Here is a 14,053-nt window from a genome sequence, read left to right as displayed (position 1 = left end):
GGGGCGTTGGCCATCATGAAAAAGAATGTTAGGCTACTCTTTATTTTCAGTGTAATTTTCAGCATGATGTTACTGGCAGCTTGTTCGAATAATGAAAGCAAGCCAGAACCAGAACCATCGAAGAAGAATTCTGAGGAAAAGGAAACAGGGGAAAGTCCTAGCAGAATGGAAATCAACTTCTGGCATGCGATGTCAGGTGCAGGTCAAGAAGCACTTGATCGCATAGTAGCTGATTTCAATAGCTCACAGGAGAAGTATACAGTCAATGCTGAATTTCAGGGCACTTACGAGGAATCATTAACAAAGCTTCGCAGTGTAGGCGGAACAAAGGATGCACCGGCAATCACACAAGTATTTGAGGTCGGCACAAAGTTTATGATTGACAGTGGCTATATTGAACCAATGCAATCGTTTATTGATAAAGATAACTATGATCTCTCTCAACTCGAAGAGAATATTTTAAACTACTATCGTGTAGATGGAAAATTGTATTCTATGCCATTCAATTCCTCCACACCAGTAATGATTTATAATAAGGATGCATTTAAAGAAGCAGGGCTTGATCCTGAAAAGCCGCCGCAAACATTTAACGAAGTAAAAGCCGCAGCAGAAAAACTGACAAAGCCTGGTGAGCAATACGGTTTTTCCATGCTAACATATGGCTGGTTCTTTGAACAGCTTGTTGCTACACAAGGTGGGCTATATGTTAACAAGGAAAATGGCCGAGCAGACGATGCGACAGAGGCAGAATTTAATGGAGAAGAGGGATTGCGTGTCTTTAATTTCCTAAATGACATGAACAAGGCAGGTACTCTTGGAAATTATGGCACGAATTGGGATGATATCCGTGCTGCCTTTCAGACAGGAAAAGTAGCGATGTATATGGATTCGTCCGCAGGTGTTGCAGCTGCTGTTAATAATTCTCCATTTGAGGTGGGGGTTGCGTTTATTCCGTATCCAGATGAAGTAGATCGTCAAGGGGTTGCCATTGGCGGGGCATCCTTATGGATGTCAAAAGGCATTGCAAAGGAAGAGCAGGAGGCAGCGTGGGAGTTCATGAAATATCTTACTACACCTGAGGTTCAGGCAAAATGGCATATTGGAACTGGATATTTCGCGATAAACCCAGCAGCTTACAATGAGGATATTGTTAAGGCGGAATGGGAGAAATACCCGCAATTAAAGGTTACAGTAGATCAGCTTCAGCAAACAAAACCGTCGGTTGCGACCCAAGGTGCGCTCATTTCCGTTTTCCCAGAATCCCGTCAGCAAATTGTTACTGCTCTTGAAAATCTGTATCAAGGTGCCGATCCGCAAGAAGTGCTTGATCAGGCGGCGGAGGGAACAAATCGGGCAATAGAGATCGCCAATAAAACGAAGAAATAATATTGAAAGAATCAGTTCTTAAGATTGAGCTGATTCTTTTCTATCCCACAAACCTATTTTTAAAATATTCATAATGTAGTATAATAGAAAGTGTATTTCGTGAATTTTGTAGCGTTTTAAAAAATATTGGAATCGCTTTCAAAATAATAGGGAAGATGATGAAATCAACTATTCTTACGTAAAGGGAGGATAAATGATGGGTGAGGCTGCAAAGGTAAAAACAGTCTGCGGCTATTGTGGAACAGGCTGTGGGCTCGTTGTCGAAGTTGACAATAATAAAATTGTGAAAATACGCGGAGATAAGGAAGCGCCTGTTAATAAAGGGCAAACATGTGTCAAGGGTTCGTTTGCTTATGAATATGTTCATGATAAAAGTCGGTTAACTTCCCCGTTAATTCGCAAGGCAGGTGAGCTAGTAGAAACAACTTGGGAAGAAGCTTATGCATTTATTGCGGGGAAGCTTCAAGCAATCAAATCACAGTTTGGTCCTGAAGCCATTACGATGTTTGCAACTGCTAGAAGCACGAATGAAGTGAATTATGTAACTCAGAAATTTATGAGAACAGTCATCGGCAGCAATAATATTGATGGCTGCAACCGAACGTGACACGCTCCGAGCGTTGCCGGTCTGGCAACTGTATTTGGAAGTGGATTTCCAACGAATAGATTAGAAGATTTTGATCATACAGAGGTGCTTTTGCTCATGGGTTCGAATACGACAGAGGCCCATCCGATCATTGCTAATCGTATGAAGAAAGCAGTGAAGTCCGGATTGAAAATCATCGTGATTGATCCTCGCCGGATTGATATGGTGAAAAGCGCCCACCGCCATTTGCAAATTAACGTTGGTTCAGATATCGCGTTAATGAATGCGATGATTCACGTCATTATTGAGGAAGAATTATATAATCCGGCATTTATTAACCAATTTACTGTTGATTTTGATACCTTAAAAGAACAAGTGAAAAGTTATACGCCAGAATATGCTGCAACAATAACTGGTCTTAATCCTCAAGACATTATTGATACAGCAAGGGAATATGCAAAAGCGGACAAAGCAATGATAGCCTACACACTTGGAATTACGGAACATCACTGTGGAGTTAATAATGTCTTTGATATCGCAAATCTAGCGTTATTAACTGGTCATATCGGAAAACCAGGAAGCGGGATCATGCCTCTTCGCGGACAGAATAATGTGCAGGGAGCAGGCGACATGGGATGCTTGCCCAATCAGCTGCCTGGTGCGGTCAGCATAACGAATGATGAGTACCGCGGCCGATTTGAAAAAGCATGGGGCATGGAAATTAACTCAATTGCAGGCGATACGCAAACAAGAGCATTTGATAAAATGGAAACCGGAGCAGTTAAAGCCCTATATTGCCTTGGTGAAAATCCGTTAGTGGCAGATGTTCATATGACACACACAAGAAAGCTTCTCGAAAAACTCGATCTTTTAATTGTTCAAGATATTTTCTTAACAGAAACGGCGAAGCTTGCTGATGTTGTCTTACCTGCAAGATCATGGGGAGAAGTGGAAGGTACGTATACGAATACAGACCGCCGGATTCAACGTGTAAGAAAAGCAGTTGAAGCCCACCCAAATACGAAGGATGACTGGGTCATTCTATGCGAGCTAGCAACATTGATGGGCTATCCGATGAGCTATAATAATAGTGAAGAAATTTGGGATGAACTGCGTGAGCTCGCTTGGGAAATGTATGGGGGGATGCCGTACGAAAGACTGGAGAAAGAATACAGTCTCCATTATCCTTGTCCAGATGAGTCCCATCCGGGCACATTTATTTTGCATGAACGTTATCATAATCAGGAAGTTGCGAGCGGAAAGCAGTCACCATTTATTCCTGTCATGTATACGGAGCCAGTTGAACTGCCCGATGAAGATTATCCATTTACGCTTACAACTGGAAGACGTTATGAATCGTATAATACTCATACGCAAACACGCTTTTATGCAGGCGGTGTAAAAATTAAACAAACAGAGGAATCACTTGATATTCATCCAGACGATGCAGCCAAGCTTGGCATTGAAACGGGTGAACTAGTTGAAATCAGCTCAAGAAGGGGCAGCCTGAAGGTAAAGGCGAAAGTTACTGAGCAAGTTGCACCTGGCCTTGTATTTATGAGCTTCCATTTTAGTAACGTTCCAACGAATGTCTTAACAATCAATGAATTTGATCCAATCTCTGGAACAGCTGAATTTAAGGCTTGCGCGGTGAATATTCGATCATTAAAATAATTGTTTAAAGGAAAAGTGCTCAGCACTTTTCTTTTTTTTCTAGCATTAACTATACGTTATCAAGCAATATTATAAGTTTATCTAACATGTTGAAAATTTCCTCTGATCATTTTTAAAAAAGGGATTGATTTCCTGTCAATTTGTACTATAATCAAACTGTATTAACTGTACTATGAATCATAGTACACTACATACAGATGGGAGAGTGCATATGTTCGAGTTGGATATAAGGAGCCGCAAGCCGATTTATGAACAGTTGGTCGAAAGGCTAAAAGAACTCATCATAACTGAAGTGCTAAAAACAGATGAACAGCTGCCTTCTGTCCGGACGTTGGCCCAACAGCTGACGATCAATCCGAATACAATTCAAAAAGCGTATCGCGAGCTAGAAACACAAGGATATATTTATTCAATTAAAGGAAAAGGAAGCTTTGTCAGTCCGGCAAATGACAGCCAAAATAAAGAAAAGCTTTTGAAAGTGAAAAACGATCTAATGAAGCTGTTATCAGAAGCGATGTATTTAGGCATAACAGCGAACGAATTAATAAAAATGATAAGAGAAATACATGTTTCAATCGGGGGAGGGATAGAAAATGATCAAAATTAATCATGTCCGAAAATCATTTGATGGACAGGAAGCAGTAGAAAACGTAAGTCTAGCTGTCGGCAAAGGTTCGATTTACGGCTTGCTGGGCTCAAATGGTGCAGGGAAAACGACCCTTTTAAAGCTTTTAACAGGGCTTTATGTGCCTGATGAGGGATTGATTTCAATTGACTCTCAGCCGGTGTACGAAAACCCAGAAGTAAAACACAAGATCTTTTTTATCCAAGATACACCCTATTTCCTGCCGCATTACACGACCAAACAAATGGCACAGTTCTACGCAAGCATTTACCCACGTTGGAGTGATGAACGCTTTCATGAGCTTGTAGCTATTTTTCAAGTGGATGTACATAAGAAAATTCAGCGTTTTTCAAAAGGAATCCAAAGACAGGTGGCATTTACTCTCGCCCTATCTACTCTGCCAGAAGTATTGATTCTTGATGAGCCTTTAGATGGATTGGATCCGGTCATGAGAAAAAAGGTGAAAAGTCTTTTGATTGACGATGTGGCTGAAAGAGAAATGACCGTTCTAATTTCATCACACAACTTAAGAGAAGTAGAGGATCTATGTGATTTTGTGGGAATTATGCATAAAGGACAAATGATGATTGAAAAGGATTTGGATGACCTCAAATCAGATACACATAAAGTGCAGATCGCATTTAAAGGCGGTGCCCCGATTCCACAAGGCATTTTGGATTCTTTTAAAGTGCTTCATAAAGAGAAAAGGGGAAGTATACTCTTATTAATCGTAAAAGGAAATGAAGAGGAAGTGACGGCAAGTATAGAAAAATATCAACCTGTCATATTCGATATCCTTCCACTGACGCTTGAAGAAATCTTTATTTATGAAATGGGGGATGTTGGTTATGCAGTCGAAAATATCCTTGGCTAATAAAGAAATAAGAAAGACGATTTTGAGAAGTGTCGGCTGGGTAACGATCGTTCACTTTATAGGATTAATTATTGCGATCCCATTAGAAATTTTAATGACAACGACAGGAGAACAAAGACAATATATAAGAGCAGAAAGCCTATTCTACTTTCACTTTGAAATTCAAGCTGTTATAAATATTGGAATACCAGTGATATTGGCCATTTTTTTATTCCGATTCATGCAGGTGAAGCCCTTTAGTGATTTCATGCATAGTCTTCCGATTAAAAGGGATCGACTTTTTCATCAATATGCATTAACAGGAATGATCCTTTTAATTATTCCTGTTTTGCTAATCGCGTTTATTGTATCGGCTTTGTATAATCCTCTGAATTTAGCTGAGTTTTTTACTTGGACAGATATTTTAAAGTGGCTTGGCATCACAATTATGTTTAATCTTCTTGTCTTTTTGACAGGCGTTTTTACAGGAATGATTACAGGTATTTCAGCCATACAAGGGATTTTAACGTATATTTTTTTATTATTGCCAACGGGTTTGCTTGTCCTATTAGCATACAATCTTCCATTCTACCTGTATGGATTTGCTGATCGATATGTGATGGAAAGTAAAATTGAAGCATTTTCGCCATTAGTTGCACTCAGTCAGGTACAATACAGACCCTTAGGGGCATTTGAAATCATTGTCTATTGTCTACTCATATTCATTTTATATGGTGTATCTTTATGGGTGTACAAAAACAGAAAGCTTGAAGCTGTCACACAATCACTTGTATTCCCTTTGTTAAAACCTATTTTTAAGTATGGGATGACATTTTGTACGATGCTGTTAGGCGGATTGTATTTTGGAATTATGGAGGGGAATACCGCATGGCTTATTGCAGGCTATGTGTTCGGTGCCATCCTGGGCTACTTTGTAGCTGAAATGGTTCTGCAAAAGTCTTGGCGGATTATCATTCATATAAGGGGCCTTATTATTTATGCTGGAGTTATGGCTCTGTTAGTCATTCTTTTTCAATTTGATTTTACTCAGTTTGAAAAAAAGGTGCCTAATGTAAGTGAGGTTGAGCGAATTCATTTAAGCGACAATGCTTATTCCTATAATTTGGAGGACCCGTATTTCTTAACAACTCAAGAAAATATGGATTTAATAAGAAGGCTCCACAAAGAAATTATCTACAATAAGAACAAGAATGTAGCTAGAGACAATGGTGAGCATGCCTTTTTTGTTTATGAATTAAAAAATGGTAAGAAGCTTGTCCGGGATTACTCAATAGACAAGAAGGAATACGCTCATTTTTATAAACTGATCCATGAGTCAGAGGAATATAAAAGGGTAACAAATAGGATATTCAAAGTAAAAGAAGACCAAGTAGAAAAAATTACAATACATCCTTATGGACCCATTCGGAAAAAAGCTGTAATAGTCGATCCCTCTGATTTGAAGGAAGCAATAACCATTTTGAAAAATGACATTAACTCGGCAACCTATGAGGAAACAATAGACAAAAGAGATCCGGTTGCATCTATTGAAATCATGCAAAAGAATGATAAAACAGTGGAGATCGAATGGATCATTTCGTATAAGGGCTTTGAGGAATGGCTGAATAAAAAAGGATTATTAGAGCAGGCAAAAGTTACAGCAGCTGATATTTCATATGCTTATATAGTTGATACTAAGGATCTCCAAATTAATTATGCACAAGGATATTCTTATGAAGAGCTATTTGAACAAATGGGAAAAATTAGTCATGCAATTAAAGTGACAGATCAAAGTAGACTTGAAGAAAGTTTAATAAATTCCAGTGGATATCATGATGGTCCGTACATGATTGGATATTATTTTAAAGAGGATGGGATCATTGATATTAAAAGCTTTAGAACGGAGCATGTTCCAGATTTTGTTCAGCAATATTTTAAATAAGAACTGTTTAAGATAGAAGGGAGGGGTAAGAGTGGATGGTTTTTGCGTGGATATGAATGAACTATGTACATTATATAATAAGCGGTTATTTCAAGTTGCTTACTGTATTACAAGAGATTATTACTTGGCACAAGACGCCGTTCAGGAAACCTTGATTAAGGCTTATCAAAAGATGGGCACAATTGAAGACCCGGAGAAGATTGGCGCATGGCTTTCAGCAATTGCAGCAAGAGCAGCCATTGATATTGTCCGTAAAGAAAGAAAAATAAAAGATCGTACGGCGAGTCATGTTGAAATAGAAACGGCTAATATAAAGATGGATCAGAACGTCGAAAAGGAAGTGGAAATGAATCTCTTAAAAGAACAAATCCATCAAGCTATTAACTCTCTTTCCCTCGATCAAAGGAAAGTATTTCTTCTTAAAATAAATAGCGGGTTAAAGGAAAAGGAAATAGCTCAACTATTAAAGATCAATCAAAATACAGTGAAAACGAAAATATATCGCGTAAGAAAGCAGCTGAAGGAAATGCTAATGGAGAGTTTATCTGCATAATGCTTAAAAGATAAAAATCTAAAACACATGGCTAATTCTAATACAAAAATGCCATGTGTTTTTTTATATAACTAAAGGCAGGATGAGAATCATATGAAGATTTTAATTGTTGAGGATGATAAATCAATTGCATCAGGACTTGAATACTCACTGCAGCAGGATGCCTATACAACCGTCATTTGTTATGATGCTGCTTCAGCAAAAAAAGTAATTATAGAACAATTCGATCAATTGGATTTATGCTTATTCGATTTAGCCCTACCAGATGGCAGCGGTTATGAATTATGTAAGCTAGTGAAGGATAGGAGTGACATGCCTGTCATTTTTTTAACAGCAAACGATGATGAGATCAATGTTGTCATGGGTCTTGATATGGGAGCGGATGATTATATTACGAAGCCCTTTCGTATACGAGAACTTTTATCTCGGATTAACTCTGTTATGAGAAGATATCATAAACAGCCACAAAAAAATCAGATCATTCAAGTTGAAAACATCCGAATCAATTCATTGGAAGGCAAGGTTTATAAGTATAGCGAAGAAATTAACTTAACTGCTTTAGAGTACCGATTATTGCTCATTTTTGCCAACCATATTGGACAAGTACTGACGAGAAATCAGCTGCTTGAAAAAATCTGGGATGTTGCAGGAGATTTTGTCAATGACAATACATTGACCGTTTACATAAAAAGACTGCGTGAAAAACTGGAGGATGATCCGCAAAATCCGACATTGATTAAAACGGTTAGAGGAATGGGCTATAAGGTAGGTGGGTAAGATGCTCCGCAATCGAGAAATTATGATTTTGTTGACGGCAATGAGCATAATTGGCTTAGCGTCTAGTATCACTGCAGCTTTTTTTTCATTCAAAGCAGTACTATTCACAATGATTACATCCGTTCTTCTGATCGGGTGCAGCTTAATTTTTACACGCTGGCGGTATAAAGAAATAGAAAAGCTCTCTAGTTATTTACGGCAAATAACTAGCGGTAATTATTCTCTTGATGTTCGTGATAATCAAGAAGGTGAGCTAAGTATATTGAAAAATGAGATGTACAAGGTAACAATCATGCTTTCTGAACAAAAGTCACAATTAAAAAAGGAAAAAGTGTTATTAACAGATGCAATTTCAGATATTTCTCATCAGCTAAAAACACCACTAACATCGATGATGATGATGGCTGATTTATTAAATGATACGAAGCTGCCAGCAGTAAAAAGGGCAGAATTTATTCAAAGCATACGTATACAGCTTGATAGAATGGAATGGCTCGTTTCTTCCTTATTAAAGCTTTCAAAAATTGACGCGGGCACCGTTTTATTCAAAAAAGAACGAATAGTAGTGAAGAAACTAATTGAAAAAGCGGTAGAGGCAGTTATGATTCCGATGGATATTAAGGAACAAACGTTATCGATCGAAGGGGAAGATAGTGTTTCCTTTATTGGGGACTACAACTGGACGTGTGAAGCGATCATAAACATTTTAAAAAACTGTGTAGAGCATACGCCATCAGGTGGTACCATCACTATCTGCTTCTCAGAAAATATCCTTTTTACGGAAATAATGATAGCAGACACCGGAGAGGGAATTCCTAAGGAAGATATACCTTATATTTTTAACCGTTTTTATAAAGGGAAGAATGCAAGTGAGGACAGTGTTGGTATCGGACTTGCCATGGCTCACAGCATGATCAGAAGCCAAAATGGAGACATTCATGTTCGGAGCAAGCTGGATAAGGGTACACAATTTCAACTGAAGTTCTATCGCGGATTAACGGGTAAATAAAGTGACTAAATTGTCATGTTCAAAGTCACTTGATAGTCATTTTAGGCAGATAAACTAAAACCATCAGCAAAATATGGAGGGGTAACAATGGATATTTTAAAAATAGAGAATCTGTCTAAAATTTATGGAAAAGGCGAAACGGCAGTAAAGGCGCTTGATCATGTTTCATTTTCGATCAAAAAAGGGGAGTTTGTGGCGATTATTGGTCCGTCTGGTTCGGGAAAATCTACTTTGCTTCACATGCTAGGGGGAGTAGACAGACCGACAACTGGGAAAGTACTTGTCGATAACACGGACATTTATCAGTTGAATGAAACACAGCTTGCTATTTTTAGGCGTAGACAAATTGGGTTAATCTATCAGTTTTATAATCTCATTCCCGTACTTACAGTAGAGGAAAATATTACACTCCCATTGCTGTTGGACGAACATAAGGTTGATAAGAAACAATTGGAAGAGATTGTAAACATATTAAATCTGCAAAACCGCTTATCCCATTTACCTAATCAGCTTTCAGGCGGACAGCAGCAACGGGTATCAATTGGCAGAGCTTTGATCAGCCATCCGGCGATTATGCTTGCCGATGAGCCAACAGGTAATCTTGACAGTAAAAACAGCGGTGAAATCATCGATCTTTTAAAAATGTTTAACAAGACATATAACCAAACACTTATTGTTATTACACATGATGAACGCATTGCTTTGCAAGCGGATCGTGTGATTACCATTGAAGACGGAAGGATTACCAATGATGAGGTGATTCGTCCATGAATGTCGTAAATAAATTAACGATTAGACACTTGAAGAAAAATAAGAAACGTACTCTTGTGACGATTATAGGTGTTATTATTTCAGTTGCAATGGTAACAGCGGTTGCAACGCTCGGATTCTCTTTTATGGATCTGATGCAAAGACAGACAATTGCAAGTAATGGAGAATGGCATGTTCAATATAAAAGTGTCAATCAAGATCAGCTCCAAGCAATCCATTCGGACGAAGAAACAAAGAAGGCTGTGTTGTCTAGAGATCTTGGGTACGCATACCTAGAAGGCAGTGAAAATGATTACAAGCCGTATGTATTTGTAAAAGAATACAATGAAGATGGCTTCAAGCAGTTCCCCATTGAAGTTAGTAAAGGAAGACTTCCAGAGTCACCGAATGAAGTCGTTCTATCTGAAGAAATCGCTTCAAATGCGAAAGTTGAGTATAAATTAGGGGATTCGTTGCAGCTTGAAGTGGGTGAACGGAAAAGTCAAGCTGGTGACAACATTATATTAACACAGAATGATTCATTACAAACAGAGAATGGAGAATCGATTGAAAGCTTGAATGGTGAGAAAACACAAAATTATACTATCGTTGGCTTTATCAAGCGTCCCACATGGGAGCCGGCTTGGTCACCAGGTTATACGATACTCACCTATTTAGATGAAAAGACAATCTCAGAAGAAAATAAAGTGAATGCAACGGTTATTGTAAAAAAAGTAAAGCGATCATTATATGAACACGCAGAAGATGTAGCGAAGAAGAACAATATTCCGTTAAAGTCTATTTCCTATAATAATGATTTGCTACATTATTACGGTTTGACAAATAATGACGGACTAAAGAATACACTTCTATCTTTATCTGTCATTATTATGGCAGTTATTATTATTGGATCAGTTTCATTGATCTATAATGCCTTTGCTATATCAGTCTCGGAACGTTCTCGCCATTTAGGGATGCTTTCAAGTGTGGGCGCGACGAAAAAACAGAAAAGGAACTCTGTATTTTTTGAGGGTGTGATTATTGGTTTAATTAGCATTCCTATTGGGATTATTAGCGGTCTTGCAGGCATCGGAATTACTTTTATATTTATTAATTCAATTATTCAGGGTGCTTTAGGGGTTACCGAAAAGTTAATGGTCACTGTCACACCAGGCTCCATTCTTATTGCTTGTGGCGTATCTATGTTAACTATTTTTATATCCACGTTTGTTCCAGCGGTGAAAGCATCAAAAATTTCTGCCATTGATGCAATCCGACAAACAGCAGATGTGAAGCTCACTGGGAAAGCAGTAAAAACGTCGAAAATTATACGTGGGCTTTTCGGCATTGAAGCAGAAATTGGCTTGAAAAACTTAAAGAGAAACAAACGCAGATACCGCGCTACTATTTTTTCATTAGTGATTAGTATTGTTTTATTTTTATCCGTATCTTATTTTACAGTGGGCTTGAAGAAATCGCTTGCATTGTCCCAATCCGGATTAGACTTCGATATGCAGGTTTTTATTGAGGATGGAAGAGATGACTTGATAAAATCAGTTTCATCGCTCGAGGATGTAACTGAATATAATGTGATAAAAGAATTAAATGCAACTTCAATGATAAGTGAATCAGCAATAGCAAGTGAATTAAAGGAAATGGTAGAAACTGGGGAAATCTCGCTTGAAAATGAAAGGTTTCCGTATTATATTCGATTACTCGTACTAAGTGAAGAAGGCTTGAAATCATATGCAAAAGTAGTTGGCACGGATGTTAAGAAGCTTAACAATCCAGAGCATATCGCAGGTATTATTGTTGACACAATTACGTATGAAGATATGAATGCAGGAAAGTTTGTTGAAACAAAAGCGATTCATACGAAAATTGGGGAAAAAATAAATTTACATTATGAAAACTGGGAAACAGGAGAGAAGACAAAGCTGGAAGATTTGGAAGTTGCAGCAACGACCGATGAATACCCTATGGGCGTTCATTCTGATGGAGTAGGCAGCCTAGATGTTATTATCTCTGAACAAGTAATGAAAAAACTGACTGATCAAATCCATAGTCCGGAAATGGCCACCTCCATTTATCTGAAAAGCTCAGATCCGATGAAAACCCAGCAGGAAATAGAAGAGATGAAGGAAAATGGGGTTTCTGTCTATAATGTTTTTCAACAGAGACAGCAGGAAGAGCAAATGATTATGCTTATGTCTGTTTTTACTTATGGATTTATTGTTTTAATTACAGCAATCTCGATTGCAAATATCTTTAACACTATCTCGACAAGCATTGCATTGCGAAAGCGCGAGTTTGCGATGCTGAAATCGGTTGGGATGACACCAAAGGGCTTTAATAAAATGATCAATTATGAAAGCATCTTTTATGGAGTCAACTCATTACTTTTTGGAATTCCAATTAGCGTTATCGTCATGTATTTAATTTATAAGGGAACGATGAATAGCTTTACTTATGCGTTTTCCCTCCCTTGGTTAAGTATCTTATATTGTCTGATTGCGGTCTTTGTCATCGTCATTTCTGCGATGCTTTACTCAAGCTCAAAAGTGAAGAAAGAAAATATTATTGATGGATTGAAGCAAGAGAGTATATAGGTACTTCAAAAAGGAAGCTGAATTTCTACAGAATGTAGGATTCAACTTCCTTTTTTTATGAGTGATGTGTTACCTTCATATATATGTACATATTGAAAAAAGGGGAGAAATTAAATGAACATGTATATCATAACCGGTGCATCAAAAGGAATCGGGTTCGAACTGGCAAAACAATTGAGCGAAGCAGGAGAGTATGTTGTTGGGGCTGCAAGAACAGATAATAAACTTGATGGAGTGAAATTTTATCAGGCAGATTTATCAGAATTAGCGAACTTAGAATCTCTTATACATGATATCGTTGCCTCTATCCCGCAAGGCGTTGAATCCATCACACTTATAAATAACGCGGGAATGGTTGATCCGATTGGATTAATCGGTGCTGTACATGCTGCTGAGATGGCAAAGGCAATGGCAGTTAATTTAACTGCACCTATGATTTTTTCCAATGCGTTCATCTCAAAGCTGGAGAATTTTAAAGGGAAGAAGCGAATTGTTAATATCTCATCTGGAGCAGGCAGAAATCCATATGAAGGTTGGGGAACGTACTGCACGACAAAGGCAGGTTTGGATCACTTTTCAAGGGTCATCGCTCTTGAGCAAGAAAAAGCAAAATACCCAGTCGAAATCATTTCTATTGCCCCAGGAATTATCGACACCGGCATGCAGGAAACCATTCGTACAAGCAGTGAAGATGCGTTCCCGCTCTTAGACAGATTCATTGATTATAAAAAACAAGGAAAGCTTGTCAGTGCGAAGGACACTGCAAAGAAACTGATATCAATAATAGAGAATGAAAGCTTTAATGAGATTGGTCCTATTGCCGATATACGGAATTTCTAAGTGTTTTGGTGCTTGTTAATAGGAAAAAAGTAAACAGCAGTAAGTAAACAAGGGTAACGATGCTCGGAACAGGAAAAAGCGAGCATAGCGGTAACTATATGAGTGGTATGATGCCCGAAAACAGGAAAAAGCGAGTTTATCGGTAACCAAAAGAGTGGTATGATGCCCGGAAACAGGAAAGAGCGAGCATAGCGGTAACTATAAGAGTAGTATGATGCCCGAAAACAGGAAACGATATCTGTAAAGTAGTAAGCCATTACATATAAAAAGGAATTGCAAATAATGGTATATTCTACAATAGTAAAATAAGTTCAGTTACATTGAATTGCTTAATTTTAGAGGAAGGAATCTAATAAAATTGAACTATAAAATAGTATTCTTTGATATTGATGGCACATTGATTGATTATAAATTGGGGAAGATCTCTGAAGCCACAAAAAGGGCTATTC

At 38.0% G+C, this 14,053-nt stretch carries 11 protein-coding genes; all 11 read left to right on the top strand.

Annotation, left to right across the window (positions count from 1 at the left end; translation table 11 throughout):
* Nucleotides 1-15: 15 nt before the first annotated feature.
* The 11 genes from RUH74_RS07625 (at nucleotide 16) to RUH74_RS07575 (ending at nucleotide 13,604) form a co-directional block, all read left to right on the top strand.
* Nucleotides 16-1,386, top strand: coding sequence for an ABC transporter substrate-binding protein (locus RUH74_RS07625; RefSeq protein WP_313799686.1), 1,371 nt, complete (start codon nucleotides 16-18; stop codon nucleotides 1,384-1,386).
* A gap of 193 nt (nucleotides 1,387-1,579) precedes the next feature.
* On the top strand, nucleotides 1,580-3,646 hold the full coding sequence (fdhF, locus tag RUH74_RS07620) for a formate dehydrogenase subunit alpha (protein ID WP_313799685.1): 2,067 nt from the start codon (nucleotides 1,580-1,582) through the stop codon (nucleotides 3,644-3,646).
* A 211-nt stretch (nucleotides 3,647-3,857) separates the two neighbouring features.
* Nucleotides 3,858-4,253, top strand: coding sequence for a GntR family transcriptional regulator (locus tag RUH74_RS07615; protein WP_313799684.1), 396 nt, complete (start codon nucleotides 3,858-3,860; stop codon nucleotides 4,251-4,253).
* On the top strand, nucleotides 4,240-5,145 hold the full coding sequence (locus RUH74_RS07610; protein ID WP_313799683.1) for an ABC transporter ATP-binding protein: 906 nt from the start codon (nucleotides 4,240-4,242) through the stop codon (nucleotides 5,143-5,145). Before RUH74_RS07615 ends, RUH74_RS07610 begins: the two co-directional genes overlap by 14 nt.
* Nucleotides 5,120-7,066 (top strand): DUF6449 domain-containing protein, encoded by a 1,947-nt coding sequence (locus tag RUH74_RS07605; RefSeq protein ID WP_313799682.1) that lies wholly within the window; start codon nucleotides 5,120-5,122, stop codon nucleotides 7,064-7,066. The genes RUH74_RS07610 and RUH74_RS07605 overlap by 26 nt, the downstream gene beginning before the upstream one ends.
* Nucleotides 7,067-7,097: 31 nt before the next feature.
* A complete protein-coding gene (locus tag RUH74_RS07600; protein WP_313799681.1) occupies nucleotides 7,098-7,619 on the top strand; it encodes an RNA polymerase sigma factor in 522 nt (173 codons plus the stop codon).
* Nucleotides 7,620-7,712: 93 nt separating this feature from the next.
* The gene (locus tag RUH74_RS07595) at nucleotides 7,713-8,396 is read left to right on the top strand and encodes a response regulator transcription factor (protein ID WP_313799680.1); all 684 of its coding nucleotides are present in this window, start codon (nucleotides 7,713-7,715) and stop codon (nucleotides 8,394-8,396) included.
* Nucleotide 8,397: 1 nt separating this feature from the next.
* Nucleotides 8,398-9,405: a sensor histidine kinase gene (locus tag RUH74_RS07590; protein ID WP_313799679.1), complete on the top strand. Its 1,008-nt coding sequence runs from the start codon at nucleotides 8,398-8,400 to the stop codon at nucleotides 9,403-9,405.
* Between the two features lie 87 nt (nucleotides 9,406-9,492).
* Nucleotides 9,493-10,176: an ABC transporter ATP-binding protein gene (locus RUH74_RS07585; RefSeq protein WP_313799678.1), complete on the top strand. Its 684-nt coding sequence runs from the start codon at nucleotides 9,493-9,495 to the stop codon at nucleotides 10,174-10,176.
* Nucleotides 10,173-12,764: an ABC transporter permease gene (locus RUH74_RS07580; RefSeq protein ID WP_313799677.1), complete on the top strand. Its 2,592-nt coding sequence runs from the start codon at nucleotides 10,173-10,175 to the stop codon at nucleotides 12,762-12,764. Before RUH74_RS07585 ends, RUH74_RS07580 begins: the two co-directional genes overlap by 4 nt.
* Before the next feature lie 114 nt (nucleotides 12,765-12,878).
* Nucleotides 12,879-13,604, top strand: coding sequence for a (S)-benzoin forming benzil reductase (locus tag RUH74_RS07575; RefSeq protein ID WP_313799676.1), 726 nt, complete (start codon nucleotides 12,879-12,881; stop codon nucleotides 13,602-13,604).
* The last annotated feature ends 449 nt before the right edge of the window (nucleotides 13,605-14,053 follow it).

Source organism: Cytobacillus sp., from assembly GCF_032154635.1.
Lineage (GTDB): Bacteria > Bacillota > Bacilli > Bacillales > Cytobacillaceae > Cytobacillus.
This window is presented reverse-complemented; position numbering and strand designations above follow the sequence as displayed.

Excerpts from the sequence above, each read along its gene's own strand:
- RUH74_RS07625 (WP_313799686.1), top strand. The coding sequence starts at position 16 with ATGAAAAAGAATGTTAGGCTACTCTTTATTTTCAGTGTAATTTTCAGC.
- RUH74_RS07615 (WP_313799684.1), top strand. The coding sequence starts at position 3,858 with ATGTTCGAGTTGGATATAAGGAGCCGCAAGCCGATTTATGAACAGTTG.
- RUH74_RS07610 (WP_313799683.1), top strand. The coding sequence starts at position 4,240 with ATGATCAAAATTAATCATGTCCGAAAATCATTTGATGGACAGGAAGCA.
- RUH74_RS07605 (WP_313799682.1), top strand. The coding sequence starts at position 5,120 with ATGCAGTCGAAAATATCCTTGGCTAATAAAGAAATAAGAAAGACGATT.
- RUH74_RS07595 (WP_313799680.1), top strand. The coding sequence starts at position 7,713 with ATGAAGATTTTAATTGTTGAGGATGATAAATCAATTGCATCAGGACTT.
- RUH74_RS07590 (WP_313799679.1), top strand. The coding sequence starts at position 8,398 with ATGCTCCGCAATCGAGAAATTATGATTTTGTTGACGGCAATGAGCATA.
- RUH74_RS07585 (WP_313799678.1), top strand. The coding sequence starts at position 9,493 with ATGGATATTTTAAAAATAGAGAATCTGTCTAAAATTTATGGAAAAGGC.
- RUH74_RS07580 (WP_313799677.1), top strand. The coding sequence starts at position 10,173 with ATGAATGTCGTAAATAAATTAACGATTAGACACTTGAAGAAAAATAAG.
- RUH74_RS07575 (WP_313799676.1), top strand. The coding sequence starts at position 12,879 with ATGAACATGTATATCATAACCGGTGCATCAAAAGGAATCGGGTTCGAA.